The sequence below is a fragment of the Alkalispirochaeta alkalica DSM 8900 genome, assembly GCF_000373545.1.
Lineage (GTDB): Bacteria > Spirochaetota > Spirochaetia > DSM-27196 > Alkalispirochaetaceae > Alkalispirochaeta > Alkalispirochaeta alkalica.
This window is the reverse complement of sequence record NZ_KB891694.1, coordinates 58881-80932: the sequence shown is the minus strand read 5'-3', so window position 1 is coordinate 80932 and position 22052 is coordinate 58881. Positions and strand designations below refer to the sequence as shown.

18 protein-coding genes are annotated in these 22052 nt (G+C 64.0%); 11 read left to right on the top strand and 7 right to left on the bottom strand.

The features are described from left to right. Positions 1-47: 47 nt before the first annotated feature. The 6 genes from B071_RS0103485 (at position 48) to B071_RS0103460 (ending at position 7181) form a co-directional block, all read left to right on the top strand. Positions 48-869 carry a purine-nucleoside phosphorylase gene (locus B071_RS0103485; protein WP_018525717.1) on the top strand — a complete coding sequence of 274 codons (822 nt, stop codon included), beginning with the start codon at positions 48-50 and terminating at the stop codon, positions 867-869. Then, positions 869-2167 (top strand): adenosylhomocysteinase, encoded by a 1299-nt coding sequence (locus tag B071_RS0103480; RefSeq protein WP_215730272.1) that lies wholly within the window; start codon positions 869-871, stop codon positions 2165-2167. The genes B071_RS0103485 and B071_RS0103480 overlap by 1 nt, the downstream gene beginning before the upstream one ends. 122 nt (positions 2168-2289) lie before the next feature. Further along, a complete protein-coding gene (locus B071_RS15730; RefSeq protein WP_018525715.1) occupies positions 2290-3282 on the top strand; it encodes an ABC transporter ATP-binding protein in 993 nt (330 codons plus the stop codon). Next, a complete protein-coding gene (locus tag B071_RS0103470; RefSeq protein WP_018525714.1) occupies positions 3275-3982 on the top strand; it encodes an ABC transporter permease in 708 nt (235 codons plus the stop codon). Before B071_RS15730 ends, B071_RS0103470 begins: the two co-directional genes overlap by 8 nt. Before the next feature lie 2 nt (positions 3983-3984). Further along, positions 3985-6087: a GldG family protein gene (locus tag B071_RS0103465; RefSeq protein WP_018525713.1), complete on the top strand. Its 2103-nt coding sequence runs from the start codon at positions 3985-3987 to the stop codon at positions 6085-6087. Further along, positions 6084-7181, top strand: a complete 1098-nt coding sequence (locus B071_RS0103460) for a DUF4340 domain-containing protein (protein ID WP_018525712.1) — start codon at positions 6084-6086, stop codon at positions 7179-7181. The genes B071_RS0103465 and B071_RS0103460 overlap by 4 nt, the downstream gene beginning before the upstream one ends. A gap of 6 nt (positions 7182-7187) precedes the next feature. On the opposite strand, the gene B071_RS0103455 is transcribed toward B071_RS0103460, so the two are convergent. Beyond that, complete coding sequence (locus tag B071_RS0103455) at positions 7188-8573, bottom strand: amidohydrolase (RefSeq protein ID WP_157703007.1); 1386 nt, start codon at positions 8571-8573, stop codon at positions 7188-7190. A gap of 35 nt (positions 8574-8608) precedes the next feature. Between B071_RS0103455 and B071_RS0103450 the strand changes: the two genes are divergently transcribed. From B071_RS0103450 to B071_RS18915, 3 genes are all read left to right on the top strand, one after another. Further along, positions 8609-10723 carry a glycosyltransferase gene (locus tag B071_RS0103450; protein WP_018525710.1) on the top strand — a complete coding sequence of 705 codons (2115 nt, stop codon included), beginning with the start codon at positions 8609-8611 and terminating at the stop codon, positions 10721-10723. 1017 nt (positions 10724-11740) lie between these two features. After that, the gene (locus B071_RS0103440) at positions 11741-12529 is read left to right on the top strand and encodes an ABC transporter permease (protein WP_018525708.1); all 789 of its coding nucleotides are present in this window, start codon (positions 11741-11743) and stop codon (positions 12527-12529) included. Continuing rightward, positions 12526-13287, top strand: a complete 762-nt coding sequence (locus B071_RS18915) for an ABC transporter ATP-binding protein (RefSeq protein WP_083914430.1) — start codon at positions 12526-12528, stop codon at positions 13285-13287. The genes B071_RS0103440 and B071_RS18915 overlap by 4 nt, the downstream gene beginning before the upstream one ends. Before the next feature lie 1781 nt (positions 13288-15068). On the opposite strand, the gene B071_RS0103430 is transcribed toward B071_RS18915, so the two are convergent. The 6 genes from B071_RS0103430 to B071_RS0103405 form a co-directional block, all read right to left on the bottom strand. Then, the gene (locus B071_RS0103430) at positions 15069-15827 is read right to left on the bottom strand and encodes a rhodanese-like domain-containing protein (RefSeq protein WP_438829549.1); all 759 of its coding nucleotides are present in this window, start codon (positions 15825-15827) and stop codon (positions 15069-15071) included. A gap of 281 nt (positions 15828-16108) precedes the next feature. After that, positions 16109-17059: a sulfurtransferase gene (locus B071_RS15720; RefSeq protein ID WP_018525705.1), complete on the bottom strand. Its 951-nt coding sequence runs from the start codon at positions 17057-17059 to the stop codon at positions 16109-16111. After that, positions 17056-18315: an NAD(P)/FAD-dependent oxidoreductase gene (locus B071_RS0103420; RefSeq protein WP_018525704.1), complete on the bottom strand. Its 1260-nt coding sequence runs from the start codon at positions 18313-18315 to the stop codon at positions 17056-17058. The genes B071_RS15720 and B071_RS0103420 overlap by 4 nt, the downstream gene beginning before the upstream one ends. Positions 18316-18346: 31 nt before the next feature. Continuing rightward, positions 18347-18898, bottom strand: coding sequence for a YeeE/YedE thiosulfate transporter family protein (locus B071_RS0103415; protein ID WP_018525703.1), 552 nt, complete (start codon positions 18896-18898; stop codon positions 18347-18349). A gap of 14 nt (positions 18899-18912) precedes the next feature. Beyond that, the gene (locus B071_RS0103410) at positions 18913-19140 is read right to left on the bottom strand and encodes a sulfurtransferase TusA family protein (protein ID WP_018525702.1); all 228 of its coding nucleotides are present in this window, start codon (positions 19138-19140) and stop codon (positions 18913-18915) included. Between the two features lie 56 nt (positions 19141-19196). Beyond that, a complete protein-coding gene (locus B071_RS0103405) occupies positions 19197-19913 on the bottom strand; it encodes a YeeE/YedE thiosulfate transporter family protein (RefSeq protein WP_018525701.1) in 717 nt (238 codons plus the stop codon). Between the two features lie 227 nt (positions 19914-20140). On the opposite strand from B071_RS0103405, the gene B071_RS0103400 reads away from it, so the two are divergent. Then, entirely contained in the window at positions 20141-20524 is a 384-nt protein-coding gene (locus B071_RS0103400) for a hypothetical protein (RefSeq protein ID WP_018525700.1), read from the top strand. Between the two features lie 120 nt (positions 20525-20644). Further along, on the top strand, positions 20645-21976 hold the full coding sequence (locus tag B071_RS0103395; protein WP_026244935.1) for a diaminopimelate decarboxylase: 1332 nt from the start codon (positions 20645-20647) through the stop codon (positions 21974-21976). The last annotated feature ends 76 nt before the right edge of the window (positions 21977-22052 follow it).

The following is a 22052-nucleotide window of genomic DNA, read 5'->3' as shown; positions in this document are numbered from 1 at the left end:
GGCGGGGGGAGTCATCGGAACAAGCCATTGGAAACGGAGGAACTATTATGGCCACCATTGAGAAAGCGGCCGATTATATTCGATCCAGGATTCCCCGGGAGCCCCGGGTCGGTCTGATTCTGGGAAGCGGTCTGGGTGTTCTGGGTGATGATATCAGCGGTGCCGTGGCGATTCCCTACGCGGAGATTCCGGGATTTCCCCTGAGCACCGTCGAGGGCCACGCCGGGCGGCTGGTGGTGGGAACGCTGGGGGAGGGGCCTCGGGCGAAGACGGTGGTGATCATGCAGGGCCGCTTTCACTACTACGAGGGGTACCCCATGGAAGAGGTGGTCTTCCCCGTGCGGGTCATGAAGCGCCTGGGAGTGGAGACCCTGGTGGTAACCAATGCTGCCGGGGGGGTGGAGAAGAGCTTCTCTCCGGGGGAGTTGATGCTGATCACGGACCACATCAAGTTTTTTACCGATAGTCCCCTGCGAGGGCCCAACGACGATTCCTTCGGTCCCCGGTTTAACGATATGAGCACCGCCTACACGCCCCGCCTGCAGAAGCTGGCTCGGGAGGTGGCGCGTGACCAGGGAATTACCCTGCGCGAGGGGGTGTACGCCTTCATGGCCGGGCCCAGTTTCGAGACACCGGCAGAGATAACCATGCTGCGGACGCTGGGTGCTTCGGCCGTGGGAATGTCGACGGTGCCCGAGGTGATAACCGCTGCCCACGCGGGGCTCGAGGTGCTGGGGATCAGCGCCATCAGCAATATGGCTGCGGGCATACTCGACCAGCCCCTGAACCACGAGGAAGTAATGGAGACGGGCCTGCGCGTGCGGGACCGTTTTATCGCCCTGATCCAGTCGCTTGTGGAGGCCCTCTGATGAGTACCAGACGATCCATGCCCGCCGACATTCTGCGAAATCCCGCCAGTGCGCCCGAGGGGCACCGGAAGATCCAGTGGGTCCGCCGGAATATGCCCGTTCTCCGGAGTCTGGAAGAGCGGTTTTCCCGGGAGCAGCCCTTTGCAGGGATGCGGGCTGCGGTGAGTGTTCACCTCGAGGCGAAGACGGCCTATCTCGCCCTGGTCATGGCCGCTGGGGGGGCCCAGGTTTCGGTTACGGGGAGCAATCCCCTCTCTACCAAGGACGACGTGGTGGCGGCGCTTCAGGAGCTGGGGCTTCACGTCTACGCCTGGCACGGCGCGACGCCCGGGGAGTTCGAGGAGCACCAGCTCACGGCTCTGAGGATCGCCCCCCACGTGGTGATCGACGACGGGGGGGATCTGGTTCACCATCTTCATCAGGGGGCCAGCGAGTTTTCCGGCGATACCCTGGGGGGCTGCGAGGAGACCACCGCCGGGGTCTTGCGCAACCAGGCCCGGTTTGAGGCGGGGCAGCTGCGGTTTCCCGTGATCGCCGTGAACAACGCCCGGATGAAACACCTCTTTGACAATCGCTACGGCACGGGCCACAGTACGGTGGACGCCCTGATGCGGACCACCAACCGGGTGCTCACGGGGGCGACGGTGGTGGTGGCCGGCTACGGCTGGTGCGGCCGGGGGATCGCGTCCTGCGCTGCCGGTCTGGGGGCTCGGGTGATCGTCTGCGAAGTGGACGAGGTGAAGGCTCTGGAGGCGGTGATGGACGGCTATCGGGTGATGCCTCTGGGTCCCCTCGAGGAGGGGGCTCCCTGCGCGGCCCGGGAGGGGGATTTCTTTGTGACCGCCACGGGGGTGTGCGATGTGATTACTCCCCGGGAGGTGGCCTGCATGAAGGATGGTGCCGTTCTAGCCAACGCAGGACATTTTTACGACGAGATCGATCTTGAGGGGCTCGCTGCCATGGCGGGGGAGGTCCAGGAGGTGAGGGAAAACCTCACGGGCTACCGTCTGGGGGACGGGCGCTGGATCAATCTGATCGCCCAGGGCAAGATTGTGAACATCGCCGCCGCCGATGGGCACCCTGCAGAGATTATGGATACCAGTTTTGCTGTCCAGGCCCTGAGCGCCGAGTACGTGGCGCTCTCTGCCAGGAGGGGCGCGCCGCTTCCCGCCCAGGTGATCCCCGTGCCGGATGAGATTGATCAGGGTGTTGCCCGGGTTTTGCTGGCTGCCCGGGGAATCCGCCACGACGCCCTCACGGCGAGGCAGCGGGCCTATCTGGACGATTTTAACAAGTGAGCGGGGATCCCGCCGGGGGCTTCGACCCCGGCTCGTCCCCCTTCGACCCCCGGCCGGGCATTACAAAAATGTAATGTTTCCGCAAGGGTGGGGTAACCTTCTCTTACTATGTACAAGTCACGATGATACGCTTCGAAACGGTTGAAAAGGATTACGGCGATGTGAAGGCCCTGCGCGGGGTCTCCTTCGAGGTTCCCCCGGGGGGGATTGTGGGGTTGCTGGGGCCCAACGGGGCGGGCAAGACCACGGCCCTGCGCATCATGACGGGTTTTCTGGAACCCTCGGCGGGCAGGGTTTTTCTGGAGGGTGAGCCCTTCACTCCCGATTCCGTGGAGGCCCGGCGCAGGATCGGCTACCTGCCCGAGTCGGCTCCGCTCTACGGGGACATGTTCGCCTGGGATTATCTGGCCTACGAGGCGCGCCTCCACGGGCTCGATCCCGCGGAGCGGGTTCCCCGGGTTATTCGCCAGGTGGGGCTTGCAAGTCACGCCCACAAGCCGATCCGGGAACTCTCCAAGGGGTACCGGCAACGGGTGGGACTGGCCCACGCGCTGGTGCACGATCCCGAGATTCTCGTTCTGGACGAGCCCACCAGTGGCCTCGATCCGAACCAGATTCTGGAGGTCCGTGCCCTGATCAGGCGAATTGCCGAGACCAAGACGGTTATTCTTTCTACCCACATCATGCAGGAGGTGGCGGCTCTCTGCAGCCGGGTGGTGGTGATTCACCAGGGTCAGGTGCGGTTCCAGGGGCTCCTGGAGGATTTTTCTCTGGGTGGCGGCCTTACCGGGGGCGTGCCTGTCCGGATCGTTCTGGCCGGGATCGAGCCCGGGGTGCTGAAGAAACGGCTCGAGGCCATTCCCGGGGTGGAGCGGGTTGAACTGTGCGAGCCGGGCCGGGACGGGGCCGGGGTCTATCCCGATCCGGCCGTTCTGGTTGCCCGGGTCTTTCCCCGGCCGGGAGAGGAGCTCCGCCCCGAGCTGGCCCGGGAGGCTCTCTCCTGCGAGCTCTACGAGCTGGTGCAGGAGCGGTCTTCCCTGGAGGACGTGTTCCACGCGCTCACCGCGGAGGAGGGGGCCCGGGAAGATCAGGGCCGGGAGGTTCACCATGGATAATCGGGTGCGTGCGCTTCTGCGGCGCGAGCTGGCGGGGTATTTTCAGTCTCCCGTGGCCTACGTGGTGGGTGTGGTTTTTCTGGGTGCTTCGGCGGCGCTCTTTTTCTCGACTTTTTTCCTGGTGCAGCGTCTGGAGATGCGCCAGTTTTTCTCGCTCCTGCCGCTTCTGCTGGCGCTGCTCATGCCGGCTCTGGCCATGCGGCTCATCGCTGAGGAGCGGCGGCGCGGGACCTGGGAGGTTCTGGCGACCCTCCCCGTGGGGACGGCGCGTATCGTGGCGGCCAAGTTCGGTGCGCTCTGGCTTACCGGCGCGGCCCTGCTGGTGCCGACGCTCTTTTTTGCGCTCTCGCTGCGGCTTCTGGGGCCCCTCGATCCGGGGCCCGTTGCGGGGGGGTATCTGGGGGCGCTCTTGCTGGCCGGTGCCTACGGGGCTGTGGGGCTCTGGGCCTCGGCGGTCGCCCGAACCGAGACGGTTGCCCTGGTGACGGGAACGGTGGTGACTCTGGTGCTCTCCCTGGTGGAGTTCTTTCTGGTTCTTCTTCCGGGAGGGCTTGTGCCGGTGGTGCAGTATCTGGCCACGACCCATCACTTTTCGGGGTTCACCCGGGGTGTGATCGATTCGCGGTCGCTGGTCTACTTTTTCAGTCTCACCCTCTTCTTTCTGGTTCTGGCGCATCACCGGCTGGTGCAGGAGCGGTGACCATGAAATCGACGAACAGGAACGAAACAGCACAAAACGCGGCGGACAAAAGTAAAAGAGGAAGGAACGGGACCAGCAGGAAGGGACCGAGCAGAAATGCCACAACCCTGGGGGGAAGCAGAAAACGCACGACCACGATTAATCTGGTATTGATCGTGGCGATTCTGGTGGCCCTCAATCTGGTGAGTTCCCGGGCCTTCCTGCGGATAGATCTTACCTCGGGCGGTGCCTACAGCCTTTCTGCGCTCTCGCGGGAGACCCTGGCCCGGGCCGAGGATCCCCTGCGGGTGCGGGTGTTCTATACCGACGGGGTGCCCCCGCCCTATAGCGGGGTGCGTCAGTACCTTCTGGATCTGCTGCGGGAGTATCAGACTCTGGGCGGGCGGGCGTTCAGCTACGACGTGGTGGATCTCTCGTCCTCCGAGGGCCGGGCCGCTGCCCGGGAGTACGGTCTGGAACAGGTGGAGATTCAGGAGGTCCGTTCCGACGAGTTTCAGTCGCGGGCTGTATTCCTGGGGGCCGTGGTCCTCTACGGCAGCTCCGTGGAGACCGTAGACGGGATCACCGGGACGGACGGGCTGGAATACCGGCTTACCTCGGCCATGGAACGGGCCATTTCCAGGGTCGACGCCCTGGCGGGAATGACCGAGCCCGTGGAGATGCGGGCTGTCCTCTCGGCCGATCTGGAACGCTACCGCATTCAGGGGTTCGAGGAGCTCCCGGATCTGCTGGAGGAGATCTTTCACCGGATGAACGATGATTCCTACGGTCGCCTGACCTATGAACTGTCCCGGCCCCGGCACGACGAGGGGCGTCTGGAGGTTCAGTTTGTTCAGGGTGACCGTCTTCAGACGGTGCCGCTTCACGTCTACTCGGGGCTCTTCGGGGGATACGCCCTGGACGATCCCGGGGATATCGAGGAGTCCCTCCGCTGGGGGCTTCGGTCCTTCGTGGCGGCCAACCCCCGGGTGGGCTATTCCCGGGGTTCGGGCGAGCGGGATCTTCAGGATTACCGTCAGGGAGCGGGGGCGCTGGCGCTTCTGCTGGAGGACCGCTACGAACTGGTTCCCCTGGATCTCTCGGAGGAGGAGATTCCCCCCGATCTGGATACGTTAATTGTGAATGGTCCCCGCCGGGAGTATTCCCGCCAGGCCCTGTACCGGCTGGATCAGTTCGTCATGCGCGGCGGACGGCTTCTGGTTTTCCTGGACCGATACCATCAGGAGATGCCCTCGCAGCAGGAGATGCTCCTTGGGGCCGAGCCCCGGTGGGAGCAGATCGAGACGGGGCTGGAAGAGGTTCTTGCCCATTACGGACTCGATCTGACTCCCGGGTTCGTTCTGGATGAGGAGAGCTTTGTCTCCTCGGCCCGGGGAGGACGCCAGAAGATCTATCAGGCTCCGGTGCTGCGGGGGGGATCGCTCAACAGGGACTCCGTTATTACCCGGGCGCTGGAGGATCTGATCGTCCTGAACGCCCAGGAGATCGGGGTCCCTCGGGCAGAAGATGCGCTGCCGGGGCGGCGGGTTACGAGGCTTCTGCAATCCTCTCCCCGGAGCTGGACGGTGGATGATCCCTCCCTGGTGGGGCCCTGGCTTCAGGGGGTCCCGCCGGGGGAGACGCCGGACCGGCGCGTTCTGGCGGCGCTTCTGGAAGGGGAGATTCCTTCCTTTTTTTCCGCGCCTCCCGATCCTCCCGATCCTCCCGCTCCTCTCGAGGAGGGGACCCTGGCCGGTGGCGATTCCTTTCCCGAGCGGTTTCGGTCGGAATCGCTTCCCGAGGCGGCGGTTCTGCTGGTGGGGTCTTCCGAACTCGCCTCGGCGCAGCTTCTGGATCCCCGGAACCGTACGCCCAACGGAACCTTCCTGCTGAACGCCCTGGATTATCTCAAGGATCAGCCGGGCCGTGCCGAGTTGCGCAGCAAGGGCCTCACCGTGCCCCGGTTGCAGGTGGTCTCACCCCTTCTGCCCGGGATGATCCGCTGGTTTAATGTTCTGGTCGTCCCTGCCCTGGTGGTCGTGCTGGGGCTGGTCGTTCGCGGGCGTCGTCGGGCCCGGAGCAGGGCCGTGCAGGCGCTCTTTTCCCGCGAGGAGGTCTCGTCATGAAGCCCGATACCGGATTTTCCGCGACCGCCAGAAGGGCCGTCGATGCCCTGGGTAAGAGGTTTCCAGGGGTTCCCCGGTCCACGGGGATCTACGGAGCGATTCTTCTGGTGTTGCTGGCGGTGCTGGCCGTGCAGCAGCTGGAACGGGAGGCGCCCAATACGATGGAGGCGCCCGATCTCTTCTCGGGGATCTCCCGGATCACTCTGGAGGCCCGGGGACGGACCCTCACCCTGGAGTATGATCGGCAGGGGGATCGCTGGCTGGTGGGGCCCCAGGGGTTCCGGGGAGATGCCCCGGTGGTGGAGGAGCTGATCCAGGCGGTGGCCGATCTCTCGCGTCTCGAGGTTGTTTCGACCCGAGGGCGCTTCGAGGCCTACGGGCTCACCGGTGATACCCGGCGACGCGTGACCTTCGAGGACGACCGGGGCGGGGAGTTCACCCTCGATCTGGGCGATTCGGCCCGGGCCGGAGCGGCGGTGTACGGGCGCCTGAACACAGGCAGGGAGGTGGTGCGGCTGCCCCGGGCTCTCCATAACCGGGTGAGCGCCGATCCCGATGACTTTCGTGATCTCCTGGTGGCACGTCTTCCCCGGGAGGAGCTGGAGGCGGTCCGGATCGAGGCTCCCGGCGTAGAGCCTGTGACGATGAGGCCCGATCGGGATGTTTCGGAGGAGTTCTCCGGGGACGATCCTGGCTGGAGGGCTTCCCGGGAGGTCGCTCCCGGCCGGATTCGGGACTTTTTTCAGGAGGTGGGTGCTGTGCGTGCTTCGTCCTTCCTGACCACAGAGGAGGCGCAGGAGCTGGCGGGGGAGGAGGCCTTTGCGGGGGTGTTCTTCACCTCCGCTGATGGCGGGGAGACGCTCCTGGAGTTTTTCCCTCCCCGGGGTGATTCCTCGGGAGGGCGGCTGGTCCCGGCCCGGATCACCGGCGAGGAGTATCCCTTCTTTCTGCCCGAGTGGCGGGTTCGCCGGATCCTGCTGGGGCTGGAAGAGTACCTGCGTCCCTTTACGGAGAGCCCCGGTATGGAGAGCCCTGTCGGGGAGGATCTCCAGGGGGATTTGCCCGGTGTCGATGGCTTCGACCCTGCCGGGTAATCCTCCTCAGGAGACCTGCCGGAGAATCCGGTCGCCCAGGGACTGGCTGCATCGGCGGGCTTCCCTCAGGACCTCGGCTTCACCCGGGACCTGGCGGTCTTCCATGAGTACCCGGCCGTTGCAGATCACCGTGTCCACCACGGAGCCGCTGGCGCTGTAGACCAGGTTGCTCTCCAGGTTGTGGAGGGGGACCATTCGGGGATGGTCCAGATCGATCAGGGCGATGTCGGCGGGTGCGCCTTCGGTGAGGGCGCCGCCCACACCCCAGGGCTCGAAGACGTTACTCCGTGCTCCCGTGGCGATGGCCAGGATTTCTCCAGCGGGAAGGCGCGTGGCGTCCTGGAAGTGGTGCTTCTGGAGGAGCGCCGCCAGTTTCATTTCGTCGAACATGTCCAGGTTGTTGTTGCTGGCTGTGCCGTCCGTGGCGAGCATCAGGGGTGTTCCCCGTCGGGCGTAGTCCTGCCAGGGGAAGCACCCCGAGGCCAGTTTCATGTTGCTCGCGGGATTGTGAACTGCCGTGACGCCCCATCGGGTGGCGCTCTCGAGCTCCGATGAGTCCAGCCAGACCATGTGGGCTGCCACGACCCGGTGTTCCATCGCCTCCAGGACCCCCAGGTTCTGCAGATGGATCAGGGGTCGTGCTCCCCGGAGCGAGAGACAGTCTTCTACCTCGCGGCGGGTTTCGTTCATGTGAATGTGGTAGAGGAGCTGGTGCTCCGTGGCCTGGCGGGCACACCACTGGAGAAGCTCGTTGCTGCAGGTGTAGACACTGTGAGGGGCTATTACGGGGAAGACCAGCTCGGATTCTGCCGGGGGGGGCTCCTTGCGACCGGGCCAGATCGTCTCCAGGTTCTGCAGGAGCCGTTCCCGGACCTGCTCCTGCCTGCGGGGGTCGTCAAAGTCGAAGAGGGCCAGCCCCAGCCCCGCCCGCAGTCCCGCGTCGTGGAAGGCCCGGGCCGCCTGGGCAGGGTGAAAGTACATGTCGTTGGCAAAGGTGGTGCCGCTTTTGATCATCTCCAGCGCCGCCAGGCGCGTCCCCCAGTAGATGTCTTCCGGTGTCATATGAGCTTCGGCGGGCCAGATTCGCTCCTGGAGCCAGGTCTGAAGGGGCATGTCGTCGCCGTAGCCGCGCAGCAGGGTCATGGCGGCGTGGGTGTGGCCGTTCTTGAACCCCGGGATCGCTCCCTTGCCCCGGCAGTCCAGACTGCGGGGGGGACGGGACCCTGCGGGGGGCGGGGTTGGTGGCGAGGAGCCCTGGGGAAGGATCGCGGTGATTGATCCCCGGGATATCCAGAGGTCCTGATTTGTGAGCCTTCCCCGGGGCGTTACAAGAACGTCCAGGTTGCGCAGTACCAGATCGGCGGAGTGGTCCATGAAAAAAGTGTACCACATCGACCGGGTCCGGTGCATTAGGCTAGAATGGCGTCATGGAGAGCTCCCCTTTTCTTTCTCTGGTTATTCCCTCCCTGAACGGGAGCGCTCGTCTGGCGCGGCTCCTGCCCCGGCTGCGGTCTGTCCTGGCCCGGGAAGGCGGTGGCGAGGTGATTATTGTTGACGATGGAAGCGATGCTGTTCACCGGGCGGCCCTGGCTGCCCTGGCCGGGGCCGCCCTGACCGAGGCCACCCTGGCCGGGGAGGTCTCCCTGACCGGGGTGGGCGGGGTGAACGAGCCCGGGCAGGCGGCCGCCGGGGTGACGGGGGAGCCCGGGCCTCGGGTGCGGCTGGTTATGATGCCCCGGCGGACAGGACAGATCGGGGCCACCCTGGCGGGGGTCGCGGCGGCGCGGGGGGAGCTGGTGGTTACTCTGGACGACGATGGGGCCCATCCCCCCGAGGTGATTCCGCGTCTGCGCCGCCGTCTGGAGGAGGTGCCGGGGTGTGCTCTGGTGTATGGCGTTCCGCGCCGGAAGGCCCGGGGTATCCGGGGGCTGGGGACGCGGCTGAACTCTCTTCTGTTTCACCTTTTTCTGGGGTTGCCCTGGAGCATCCCCGTGGGGAGTTTCCGCATGATCCGGCGGGAACTGCTCGTGAAAGCCCTGAACCGGCCCGTGGCGTTTCCCTACCTCTCGGCGATGCTCCTGCAGTTCCGGCCCGTTACGGCGGCGGTGCGCTACGGCGATGCCCGGGGCTCCCGCGAGATCGACGGGTCTGCGAGCAGCTATACCCTGAGGCGACTCCTGAGGGTGTACGGGTCGCTCTTTCTCTATTGGGGCCCCCTGCGCTCCCTGGGGCGGGTCCTGCGCCCTCCCCGGCGCAGCCTGCCCCGGCTCATGGTTCTGGGGGGAGGAAGCAGTCAGCTGGGTATCCTGGCGCGGGCACGCCGGGAGGGGTTCTCCGTGGTTCTGGCCGATCAGGCCGAAAACCCGCCCGGCCGTGGCCTGGCAGATTACTTCGTCCGGGCCTCTACCTTCGATCCCCGGGCGGTCTCCCGGGCTGCGCGGGCGTTGCGGGTTTCTGCGATCGTGGCGGCCGGCTCGGATCAGCCCGTGTATACTGCGGCTCTGGCATCCCGGGAGCTGGGGCTGCCCTGTGCGCTCTCCCCCGGGACGGCCCTGATGGTGACAAACAAGTTCCACATGAAAGAGCGCTTCCGCAATGCCGGAATCCCCACCGTGCCCTGGGCGGTTCTGGGCGAGGATCCGGCGCGGTGGGATCAGGAGGGGCTGGCCCGGCTGGCTCCCCCCTGGGTGGTCAAGCCCCTGGATAGCCAGGGCCAGCGGGGGATAGCGATCGTCCATGATCGCCGGGAACTTCTGGAGCATCGCCCCCGGGCCCTCGCCTTTTCCCGGGAGAAGGCTATCCTGGTAGAGGAATACTATCCTTCCCGGGAGGTAACTCTCAGTGGCTGGGTCCCCCGCGAGGGTGATCCCCCCGAGATATGGGCCATAACGGACCGCATCACCTTTCCTCCCGATCCAGCAGGAGGGCAGGGGCTGGGCGTCTGTCTGGCCCACCGCTATCCTTCCTGTTTTGCCCGGGACCGGGAGAAAGAGATCGGGGTGATCACAGGGAAGATTACCCGCGCCTTCGGCCTCGGGGGGGTGCCCCTCTACTTTCAGTTCCTCCTGGGGGATGACGGGGTGCGGGTGAACGAGATCGCCTGTCGTCTGGGCGGTGCCTACGAGGATATTTCCCTGCCCCCCGTGACGGGCGTGGACGTTCTGGGACGGCAACTGGGGTGGTTCCAGACCGCTCTCGGCCTGCCCCGCCAGGAGGAACCGGTCCTCCCGCAGGGGGCGTTCTGCGCGGTGCCCCTGATCTTTGCGCGTCCCGGCCGGGTAGTTCGCTATCGCGGTGAGGAGGAGCTGCTGAAACTTCCCGGCGTGGAGGCCTGCCGGTTTCTTTTACCAGCGGGAACGGTAATCGCTCCCCGGAGCAACTCCACCCAGCGGATCGCCTTCGCCGTCCTCCGGGGCAGCTCCCGCCGGGAGGTGAATCTTCTGGTGGACCGTCTTTTTGAGACCCTGCGCGCAGAGAACGCCCGGGGAGAGAATCTTCTTATCGATACCCGGGGTGATATTCAGGTGCACTCCGGGGTATGATGCGGCCATGGTGATGAAAANAATTGCAGCTTTGCTGGTTCTGTTTGCCGGGTGCGCCCCCCGGGGGGATTCTTCCGGCGAGGCGACCGGCCCCGGGGCGGTACGGATCGCCGAACAGCACGGACTGGCCTATCTCCCGCTGGTGATCATGCAGGTCGAGGGCCTTCTGGAGGAGGAACTCCGTCGTGATTTCGATCCCGATCCGGCCCCGGCCGTGGAGTGGCGACGCACGGGCAACGCCTCGGCCATTCGCGAGGCCATGCTGGCGGGGCACCTGGACATCGGCTTCATGGGAATCCCCCCCTACCTGATCGGGGTCGATCGGGGCACGGGGTGGCGGGTCTTCACGGGCCTCTCCGAGGCTCCCCTGGGGCTGGTCACGGTCAGGGAGGGGCTCCGTTCCCTGGACGATCTGCAACCCCGGGATCGAATTGCCCTGCCCCAGCCGGGAAGCATTCAGCATATCCTGCTGGCCATGGCTTCGGAGGAGCGCTACGGCGACCCCCGCCGGTTTGACGACCGGCTGGTGAGCATGGGCCACCCCGAGGGACTCACGGCGCTCCTGGCGGGGCGCGATGTGGCCGCCCAGTTCACGGCACCGCCCTTTCTCTTCTCTGCCCTGGAGGATCCCCGGGGAAGGCTGCTGCTGAGCGGCGAGGATGCCTTCGGAGGGGCCTTCACCTTCATTATCGGGGCCGCTGCTCCCGATTGGGGGAAGACCCCCCGCGAGGCCAGGATCGAGGAGGCCTTTCTGCGGGCCCTGGACCGGGCTATCGGTCTGGCCCGGAAGGTTCAGGCCGGAGAAGAACAGGAGCTCTTCAGATCGCTCTGCCAGGTCTACGGTGTCGAGGCAGAGGTTCTCCGTGCACAGATGGATCATCCCGGCCAGGTCTATTCCCGGGAGGTGCGGGGTTTCGACCGGTTTATCGGGGCCATGGCCCGCTATGGCTACCTCGAGGATGAGCGGGTGCGGGATTTTCTCACCGAGGCGGCCCCCCTGGTATTTCAGGCCACCCCATGACCTCCGATCCCTCTCCCTGGCGTCCCCGGATCATCGCCTGGGCGGTGGTCCTGGCTGCTCTGCCCCTCTGGGAGGTTCTGCGCCGCCTGGGAGGGGTCTCCCCGCTTCTGATGCCTCCCCTGCGGGAGATCGCCGTGGCGCTGCTGGAGGCGCTGCGGGGCGGGGCCCTGGCTGAACAGGTCCTGACGTCTCTGGGATTTATCCTGGCCGGGGCGGCGATCGCCCTCGTTCTGGCCCTGACGGCGGTGCTGCTCTCGGCTTCCCTGCGGAGCGTGGCCGTGATCATGCGCATTCTGGGAGCGCTTCTGCACCCCCTGCCGGGGATCGTTCTGCTGCCGGTGATCGTTCTGTGGGCTGGGATTGGTCCCGCTGCGGTGCTGGTAGTGATCGTACATAGCGTGTTCTGGCCCGTCCTGACCAACCTTCAGGCTGGTTACAGCGCGATTCCCCTGACCTGGCGTCTGGTAGCGCGAAACTACCGCCTGGGGGGGCTGGGCTATCTGGTGCGGATCGCCCTCCCTGCCACGGCTCCCTACCTGCTGGCGGGGCTCCGCATCGCCTGGGCCAGAGCCTGGCGCGCCCTGATCAGCGCCGAGATGCTCTTCGGCTCCGTCTCGGGATCGGGCGGGTTGGGGTGGTTTATTCACTCCCGGCGGGTCTTTATGGACACGGCTGGCCTCTTTGCAGGAATCGTCACGGTTATGGCCGTGGGAAGTCTGGTAGAAACCGTGGTCTTCCGGGTGGCAGAGGACCGGACGATCCGTCGCTGGGGGATGACCCTATGAAGAACCGTGGAAATGGCGCGGGCAGGAGCGCCGAAGATACTTCCCGGGGGGGCTCGGCGCCCCTCCTGCATCTGGAGGGGATCACCCTGGCCTACGACGGAGCTCCCGTTTTGCAGGACTCTTCGCTCACGCTCCAGGAGGGGGAGCTGGTCTGCCTGCTGGGTCCTTCGGGGTGCGGAAAGACAACCTTGCTGAAAGTGGCCGGATCCTTTCTCGCGCCCCAGTCTGGCCGGGTCTTCCTCCAGGGGCGGCCCGTGACGGCCCCCGACCCCCAGCGCATTATGGTCTTTCAGGATCAGGACCAGCTCTTCCCCTGGAAGCGGGTAGAGGATAACGTGCTCTTCGGGATAACCCGCGGGCGCCCCACCCCCGACCAGAAAGAAGCCGCCCGGGCAATTCTGGCCGAGGTGGGACTCGGCGAGTCCCTGCGCCGTTATCCGCATCAGCTCTCGGGGGGCATGCGTCAGCGGGCAGCCCTGGCCCGGGCCTTTGCGGGACGGCCCCGGCTCTTTCTGATGGACGAGCCCTTTGCCTCGGTGGATGCGCCCCAGCGACGGGAGCTGCAACACCTCCTGCAGCGGCTTCTTCGGGACCACCGGGGAACGGCGCTCTTTGTCACCCACGACGTAGAGGAGGCCCTCACCCTGGGGAGCCGCGTTCTCGTCATGAACCGCCGGGGGGAGATCCTCCCCGAAGANCCCGCCCCGGATCGGGAGCGGCTGAACCGGGCTCTTCAGGGGGACCAGGTTCGCTCCTGACCGGGACCTCCCCGGGCCGCTCCTGACCCCCAGGGGAAAAATCGAGCTGATAGATCTCAACCAGGGGCTCCACCCGCCTCGCCAGGGGGATCATGCGCGCCCCGTACCAGGGAGCCAGGAAGGAATCCCGTAACCGNCCCCGCCTTTNCAGCAGATCCTCCAGCTCCCGATAGAACCGGTGGGGATTCCCGTAGACCTGGTTCCAGAGGGGCCGTTCCCGGTAGATCAGACGCAACTCCTCCCGGGGAACCACCAGCCACTGGACCCCCTCTTCCCGGAGAAATCGTTCCAGGGAAGCCTCCCCGGAGGGGAGAAGATCCAGATCCCTCCAGACCCGGAGCTGCCCCGGCTCAAAGGCAAAGGCGCTGTTGAGGGGCGCCAGAACGGGCGTGCCCGGGGGAACGGCGGCGGTGATCCGCGCCAGATACCGGCCGTAGGAAGCGCGCTCTTCCGGCAACGCTCCGCGTGAAACGCCGGGTGAGGCTTCGGGTGAGATTTCTGATGAGGCTTCGGGTGCGGTCCCGGGCGAAGGATCCGGTGAAATCCTGGGGGGGTACATCCCCAGAAGCTCCCCCGTCAGGAGGGTGCCCGTTATTCCTGCCATGGCCAGAGCGATCCCGGTAAGAACGATGGTTACCCTGCGCCGGGACCAGCGCCGTACCATGGCTTGGGCCAGGGCCCCCAGGGTGCAATAGAGGCCCGGAACCAGAAACACCGTCGAGGGGGGACTGTACTTGCCGATCATCACCAACGCTGCAGCGGTACAGAGGCTGGACCACGCGCAGGTCCCCAGGAGGCGGCGGGTTGTTTCGGGGACCCCCGGCCAGCACGAGAGAGCCAGTGCCAGGGGCGTAACCACGGCGAGCGTCACCAGCTGGACCAGAGCGGGCGGCAAGTAATAGGTTCCGGCTATCCCGAGACTCATCTTGACGATGAAGTTCAGCGCCTCGCCGAACCTCACCAGGGGGTGCGCGGTGACCCCCACGGAACGACCGAAGGCGAGATAATTGCTGAAAAAGGCGGGATCCCAGCGAAGACTCAGAGCCAGGGCGATCGCTCCCGCCAGGGCCAGCATCCCCAGGTAGACCGCCAGATCGCGAAATCTCCTGCCGGGCCTGCTCCGGTAGAGGACCCAGGGGAGGACCCCAGAAGCGGCAATAAAAGAGTTAGGGTGAACAAACACCGCCAGCCCCAGGATGACCCCCGCCGCCGGAGCCGATCCCGCAGCGATCCCCCCGGCGAGTGCCGCCAGAATGAGCGCCTCCTGCCGGGCCAGGTGGCTCGCCGCGAAGACCAGGGGGTCCAGGGCAAAAGCCAGGGTGATGGCTGCCGCCACCGGGAAGGGGAGCCCCTGACGCCGAAGAATCACCCCCAGAAGAGCCACGGCCGTCACCCCTCCCGCCAGGGAGGGCAGTCTGGCAGCGCCAATGGTCCACCAGGTCGCTACCAGGGGCCCCTGAAGAAGATGGTAGAGCGTCTTGATCGCGTGGGGAGTGCGGGGCGTCAGGCGAAAAAACTCTTCCGTGGCGGCCGGATTTTTCTCGAGCCAGATGGTGCGGCTCAGCGAAGCGAGCCAGGCCTCGTCGGAGTGAACAAAGGGAAACCACTCCAGACTCCAGAGGTGGAGGGCAAGCCAGGCCAGCCCGACGAGAGCGGAGAAACCCACCGCGGGAGAGCGGAACACCGCCGGAAGGGGAGCCCCGGCGGGGAAAAAAAAGCCCCCCGTCCGGNAGGGCNGGAAGCCCGCGGACAGGGAGCGTGCCAGACCGGAAGGGGTCCGGTCAGTTTGCGGCGACAACGGGAAACCCGTTGTTTGCCCAGCCCCGGGGAGCGGTGCGGGGTGTGCCCATNCCGTAGATGAGCGATACCGCGTCGTACCCCAGGAGCCGGAGCAGTCCCACGGCCTGGTTCGACTGCTGGCCGCTGTAACAGTAGACCACCAGCGTCTTGTCAGCCGGAAGCATNGGGATCATCTCCGCCATGGAGGGGTTATAGGGAACGTTGATCGCCGTCTCGATGTGGCCCGCAGCGTAGTCGTCGGGCCGGCGGATCGAGACAAACNGGACCGACGNGTCCTGTGCGTCGAGGACAGCCTTGGCGTTCTCTTCGGAGATGAAGAAGTTGGCGAAGGGCGTTCCCGCCTGCTGGGCCATCTTCTGGTAGTGGTTCTGGATCATCTCCATCACCTGGGCCGGTACGTCGTGACGCGTTGTCCCCAGGGGAGTCCCCTCGCTCTCCAGGATATCCTCGTAGCCCTCAACCCGGGATATGCCCAGATTCCACCCGGAGTTCACCGAGACAGCCTGAATACCGGCCAGGCGCATCATCACGATCGCCTGCCCCGCCGTCTGTCCGCTGTAGCAGTGAACGTAGACCGTCCGGTCCTGGGGCAGGTAGGGGATCGACTCCCACATGGCGCTGGTTCCCCAGGGAACGTTCACCGCGCCCCGGGCGTGGCTCTTGGCGTAATCGTCGGCGCGGCGGATATCCACAATGTACATATCCTCGCCCGAACGGACCTTCTCCACAAAGTCATCCATGGAGACGATGTAGTTCCGGTTTTCCGGCAGGGCTGCCAGATAGCCCGCTACAAAATCCTGGACGGAGACCGCCGCCGGTGCTTCTGCTGCGGGGGTCGCCGAGGCTGTTTCCTCTGCTTTTCCGCAACTTGTCAGCAGGAGCGCTCCCGCCAGGAGCATCAATACCACCAGGTTCCTTTTCATACGCTCTTCCTCCTTTTTTTTGCCGGCCCTTTCGTGCTAGCTTTCGTGGGCCGACCCCTGTCGGGGCCGGCTCGTTCGAGTCAGTCTTCGAGTCGGGGTCAGGACTGATCCGGCGCCCTGAGGCGTGCAGTTTCCGGATCAGGCCGGTATATCGGATTCATGGGGTTGGCCGTCCACTCCACCCAGGCCCCATCGAAGAGCCGCAACGAGCGGTACCCTGCGTTATAGAGCGCCAGGAAGGTGGGGGTCCCCCGGATCGAGGTATGGCAGTAGAGGATCACCTCCTTTGTGTAGTCGATCCCCTGCTTCAGGTAATTGATCCTGATATGATTCACGGGCCTGAAGGTGCCATCGCGAAAATTGTTCTCCCGATAGTCGATATGCAGGGCCCCCGGAATATGCCCCTCCAGGAACTCCTCGTCCGAGCGGGTATCGATGAGCACCACCGAGGGATCGGGATCATCCAGATGAGCGCGGATCTCCCGGGCGCTCACCATCATGGACTCGTCAGCAGGCTGGGCCCTGAAGGTGGCGGGAGTGACCGTCGGAGCCTGGGTCGTGAGGGTATAGCCCTCCCGTTTCAGCGCTTCCAGCCCCCCGCTCACCACCTTTACATCGTGGTGCCCGTAGACCTTCAGGGTCCACCAGAGGCGGGCCGCATCCATGTTATTGTTGTCGTCGTAGACCACCACCAGGGAATCATTGCTGATCCCCCGGGACCCCAGGGCATTCTCGATCTGCTCCGGAGGAGCCAGGAGCGCGGGGAAGGGGCTCATTACCACGATATCGGCCCGGGAGATGTTCACCGCCCCCGGGAGATGGCCCTGCCGGTAGTCGGGTGCGCTCCGGGCATCCACCAGCACTGCCCCGGGCTGCTCCAGGAGCGATGCCACGGCCGAGGCCTCCACAATCTCTGTTCCCGTCTCGCCCACGGGCCTGGGAGCGCAACCGGCAAGCACGAACATTCCCAGAATCACCACCCCCATGGCCAGAACCGGGGCCACCATACGGGCAGCCCCCCTCGTCAGAACGGTCTGTGTGCTCTTCATAGCGCCACCTCAACGGGCGTCGCCACCAGCTTGTTCAGGGCCTCGGCCACGCTCTTCTTGTCGCAGCGCGTGGAGGTCTCCACCACCTCGCCCCCTTTGGTGTAGAACACCGTCATCGGTTCCACATCACAGCCCAGGCGTTCGCAGAGGCTCTTGCCCTTGTACTGGTCGATCACATTGAGCTTTACCTGGCCCTGGAAGGCGTTCTCGATCTCCTGCATCATGGGCAGCAGTTCCCGGCTGGGGGCATCGATGGCGCTGTAGACGTAGATGATCCCCACCTTCTCCTTCTGCATCAGCTGGTTCTCGAACATCTCCGTCTCGGCGATGTATTTCTCGGCGCCTACACCGGCTATGGCCCCGTCACCCACGGCGGTAGCCACCTGCTTGAGCTCCTTCTCCCGCACGTCACCGCAGGCAAAAACCCCGGGAATACCCGTCTCCATATGCTCGTTGGTGATGATGTAGTTCCGCTGGGACATGGGGAGTTTGTCCACAAAAATCTCCGTGTTGGGCTCGTAGCCGATAAACTCGAAACAGTTATCGACATCCACGGGAATGATATCGCCGGTCTTGAGGTTCTTCAGATTCACCCGGCTCAAGTGGCCCTCGCCCTCGAAACTCTCCACCACGGTGTTCCAGATAAAGGTCATCTTGGGGTTCGCCAGGGCCGCATCGCGGGCGATCTCGTTGCAGTCCATCTTGCCCTCGTCGTGGATCACGCTGACGATCACCTCTTTGGCAAATTTGGAGAGAAAGGTCCCCTCTTCAATAGCTGCGTCGCCCGAGCCGATCACCATGACGGTCTTGCCCGTATTGGCGGCGGCATCGCAGGTGGCGCAGAAGGAGATACCCTTATCAAAGAGATATTTTTCCTCGTCCTTTGCCTTGGTTACCCGGGGACGTCCCCCCGAGGCGACGATGACCGTCTTGGCCTCGTAGATGGTGCGGAAGGTCTCCACCTCTTTTGTCTCGCCCTCGAGATTCACCGTCTTTACGTCGGTGAGCTTGAAGGTTACCCCGAACTTCTTGGCCTGCTTGTGAAAGAGTTCCATCAGGCCCAGGCCGGTGGTCCCCTCGGGAAAGCCCGGGTAGTTTTCTATCTCGTTTGTATAGGTGGCCAAGCCCCCGATAAGCGATTTTTCTATGAGCAGCGTGGAGAGGTGCGCCCTGCCGCAGTAAATTGCGGCCGTGAGGCCGGCGGGGCCGCCGCCGATCACCACCACATCGTATTGTTCACGTTTCTTTTCGCGCATGATCTGTTCCTTGGGAAACTGTTCCCCGGGATTACATGAAGAACTTCACCAGCATCTTGCTGCCGATGACCGCTCCCAGAAAGAGGAATGCTCCAAAGACCCACCCCGAGAGGGAGAGCATGGAAATCCCCGAGAAGAGAGCCCCGATGTTGCAACCGAAAGCGATCCGTGCGCCGTAGCCCATCAGGAGGCCTCCCAGGGTGGCTGCCACGACCTGCTTCTTTGTCTTGATCTGCTTGACCTTGAACCCCGAGGCGATGAGCACCGAGAAGAGGGCTCCCGCAATAATTCCGAGGTTTCGGATGGTGGCAGGATCCCGGAGGAATCCCCGTTCCAGCACCGCCTGGGCGCCGTCGGAAGAGAAGTAGTACCACTTTCCGACNGAACCGCCCAGGGCTTCGTAGATCCAGGCGCCCCAGTTTGCGAAGGCTGCGGATACACCCCAGGGATTACCGGCAACAGCCAGGGAAACAATCTGGAATACCGAGAGCAGAATCGCGCCGGTGATATAGGGCCACGCATCCTTGAGCCACAGTTTGTAGTAGTCGTTGGCGGCGATAGTATCCGACAGTTTCTTCAACATAGAACGCTCCGTCCTTACTTCACTTTCTCGATAACCACGTCCCATTCACCATCGTCGACCTCTTCGATCTCGACGTTGTGTCCCGCCTCGCGGGCCCACTCGGGAACGTTCTTCATGGCGCAGGAGTGATCGATCTGAACGATCAGGACATCACCGACATCGAGTTTTTCCAGAGCCTTCTGGGTTTTCACCAGCGGAACAGGACAGGCCTCGCCCAAACAATCCAGTGTTTCTTCTTTCATGACAATCTCCTTCAGGAATCCCTGTTAAATTTTAGTGCGTTCCCGCACGTTAGTTCTCAGTGCGTTCCCGCACGTTGCTTCGCCTTGGCAAACTTGTCTGCTGCGATCCACAAGAGCGCGATGATCAGCAGCTGCACTGCAATTGCTCCGAACCAGCCGAACACATCGGGCAGGAAAACCCGAGGCGAGGTGGCGATAAAGTTGAGTTCCCACCAGCCGAAAGAGGCGGCGCCCAGGAGGGACCCCACAACAAAGAAGACCAGCGCCAGAATCTGCATGAGAAAGCCCTCACCCACGCGCATGAGCGTTCCCGAGGCGCACCCCCCGGCGATAACCATGCCGATACCGAACATGGTGGCCCCCACGGCGGTGGAGACGCTGATGGGTGCGACAAAACCCTGGCCCGGCAGCGGCTGTCCCGCAAGATGCGCTCCGTAGAGGATCGCCCAGAAACCCACGCTGGTAACAGCGAAGGCTGTCAGGACCGCCTTGGTCAGACTGGTCCCCCCCGTGAGATAGGGATCCCGCAGGGAAGCGGTGAAACAGAACCGCGCCTTCTGGAGGATGAACCCGAAGGCGATCCCCGTGAACCAGAAAAAGGCCAGCAACCCCGACTCCCTCATGATCACCAGGCCAATGGCGATGATGGCGACCCCCGCGAGCAGTCCCAGAGGAATCTGGCTCTTCTTTTTCTTTCTTGACCGGGAACCTCCGCTCCGGCGGATACCCGGCGAGGACGATGGTGTCCCGACAGGCTCAGTTGCTTCGCCCATAACAATGCTCCTTCGCACANATGTGTATATCAAACCGTCAGTATTCGTTGTCCCGTATATCAATACGGGCTATATCGGCAACGAAATAAGTATAAAGGTATCTATATAGATCGTCAACGGTTCTTTTTGACCCTCCTGCGAAATTTAATATATGCCTTTCTCATATATNTTGTTATAATTATTCTGCTAAAGTTACAGCTCCACAGTTTTTTCCAGGGAGGTTTTTTGTGAAAAGCGACGATGTATTCAATCCCCAGATCTACCAGGACGATCAGGTCGACGAAGCGGCTCTGCAGGAGGCCTTCTTCCGGGAACTGCCTGGCCTGGACCCCGAGGCAACCCGGGGGATCTTCGCCCGAATCCAGGACCATTTCTCCGGAGCCGAGATGGCCGAAGTCTGCGGGAGGGTCCTGGAGACGATCAACGCCGAGTGTGGCGCCGACGATTTTCACCGCTGGGATTACGATCATCTTGAGTTTATTATAGAGCTTGCCCGGGATTTTGACCTCATTATTCCCCGAAATCTGCTGAACGGCCTGCCGGAACAACTGATCCTTCTGGTGGAGGCCAAGCGGCTGGGTGATCCCGGCTGCGATGATCCGGAGCGGTAAATCCCCGGCGGGGCGGGGCCTGGTTCGGGGCCCTGTCCTGCCTGAAGCGGCCAGCTTTTTTCTGTTCCTGCCGACGTTCCGGGGTTGACCTCGGGGCGCTCCCTGCGTACCTTCTGCGCCATGAACACAGTACCCGAGAGATCCCTTCCCTTCGACGTATCCTTTCTNGAGGAGGTGGCGGCCTCCTGTCCCACCCCGTTCCACATCTACGACGAGGCGGCGATCCGCGACCACGCGCGCCGGTTTCAGGGGGCCTTTTCCTGGGTTCCCGGGGGGTTCTGCAACTACTACGCCGTAAAAGCCCTGCCCAACCCGGCAATTCTGGCGATTCTCCGGGACGAGGGAATGGGCTTCGACTGCAGCAGCGGTACGGAGCTTACACTCATGGAACGGTTGGGCATCCGGGGCGAGGACATCATCTTTACCTCCAACAATACCCCCGCCGAGGAGTTCCGGCAGGCCCGGGATCTGGGGGCGATTATCAACCTCGACGATCTGAGCCACGTGGACTTCCTTGCCCGCGAGGCGGGCATGCCCGAGCTGATCTGTCTTCGCTACAACCCGGGTTCCCTGAAAGAGGGGAACGCCATCATCGGGACCCCCCGGGAGGCAAAATACGGCTTCACCAGGGAGCAGCTTTTTGAGGGGTACCGCAGGGCGCGCGATCTGGGTGCGCGCCGGTTCGGCCTTCATACGATGGTGGCCTCCAACGAGCTGAACCCCGACTACTTTGTCGAGACCGCCCGCATTCTCTTTGAGCTGGTNGTGGAGCTGAAGGCCGNTCTGGGGATCGATATCGAGTTTGTNAACCTGGGGGGCGGGATCGGTATCCCCTACCGGCCGGAGCAGAAGGCTGTGGACTACCAGATTCTCTCCCGGGGTATCGAGANGGCCTATCAGGAGATNATCGTATCAGCCGGTCTTGATCCGGTTCGGGTAGTTACAGAGAACGGNCGCGTCGTGACAGGGCCCTACGGNTGGCTGGTCACGCGGGTGCGTCACAAGAAGGAGACCTACAAGCGCTATCTCGGCGTGGATGCCACCATGGCCGATCTGATGCGGCCGGGAATGTACGGAGCGTACCATCATATTACTGTTCCGGGAAAAGCCCTCCCGGAGAAATCCCNTCTGGAAGGAACACCGGAACAAGGACNGGAACANGGACNGGAGAAAACAGGNAACGCTCCCGTGAATGTCTGGGATGTCACGGGCAGTCTCTGCGAGAACAACGACAAGTTTGCCCTGGACCGGGAGCTTCCCGAGGTAGAGGTGGGTGACCTCCTGGTGATTCACGATACCGGTGCCCACGGTCACGCCATGGGGTTCAACTACAACGGCAAGCCCCGGTGCGCCGAGGTGCTGCTTCGGAGCGACCGCTCTGTCCGGTTAATCCGGCGGGCCGAGACGGTGGACGATGTGTTGCAGACGATTCTGTGGGATGCCGTTCCCTGAGGGGCCCTTCCAGCCAGAGCGCCTCAGGAGCAACCCGGCGGTAAGGGGACGGCTGTAACGGCCAGGGGAGAGCAGC

Coding starts and splice junctions, on each gene's coding strand:
- B071_RS0103480 (WP_215730272.1), top strand. CDS start 869: ATGAGTACCAGACGATCCATGCCCGCCGACATTCTGCGAAATCCCGCC.
- B071_RS0103410 (WP_018525702.1), bottom strand. CDS start 19,140: ATGAAAGAAGAAACACTGGATTGTTTGGGCGAGGCCTGTCCTGTTCCG.
- B071_RS0103450 (WP_018525710.1), top strand. CDS start 8,609: ATGGAGAGCTCCCCTTTTCTTTCTCTGGTTATTCCCTCCCTGAACGGG.
- B071_RS15720 (WP_018525705.1), bottom strand. CDS start 17,059: ATGAAGAGCACACAGACCGTTCTGACGAGGGGGGCTGCCCGTATGGTG.
- B071_RS0103470 (WP_018525714.1), top strand. CDS start 3,275: ATGGATAATCGGGTGCGTGCGCTTCTGCGGCGCGAGCTGGCGGGGTAT.
- B071_RS15730 (WP_018525715.1), top strand. CDS start 2,290: ATGATACGCTTCGAAACGGTTGAAAAGGATTACGGCGATGTGAAGGCC.
- B071_RS0103405 (WP_018525701.1), bottom strand. CDS start 19,913: ATGGGCGAAGCAACTGAGCCTGTCGGGACACCATCGTCCTCGCCGGGT.
- B071_RS0103465 (WP_018525713.1), top strand. CDS start 3,985: ATGAAATCGACGAACAGGAACGAAACAGCACAAAACGCGGCGGACAAA.
- B071_RS0103420 (WP_018525704.1), bottom strand. CDS start 18,315: ATGCGCGAAAAGAAACGTGAACAATACGATGTGGTGGTGATCGGCGGC.
- B071_RS0103440 (WP_018525708.1), top strand. CDS start 11,741: ATGACCTCCGATCCCTCTCCCTGGCGTCCCCGGATCATCGCCTGGGCG.
- B071_RS0103460 (WP_018525712.1), top strand. CDS start 6,084: ATGAAGCCCGATACCGGATTTTCCGCGACCGCCAGAAGGGCCGTCGAT.
- B071_RS0103485 (WP_018525717.1), top strand. CDS start 48: ATGGCCACCATTGAGAAAGCGGCCGATTATATTCGATCCAGGATTCCC.
- B071_RS0103455 (WP_157703007.1), bottom strand. CDS start 8,573: ATGTGGTACACTTTTTTCATGGACCACTCCGCCGATCTGGTACTGCGC.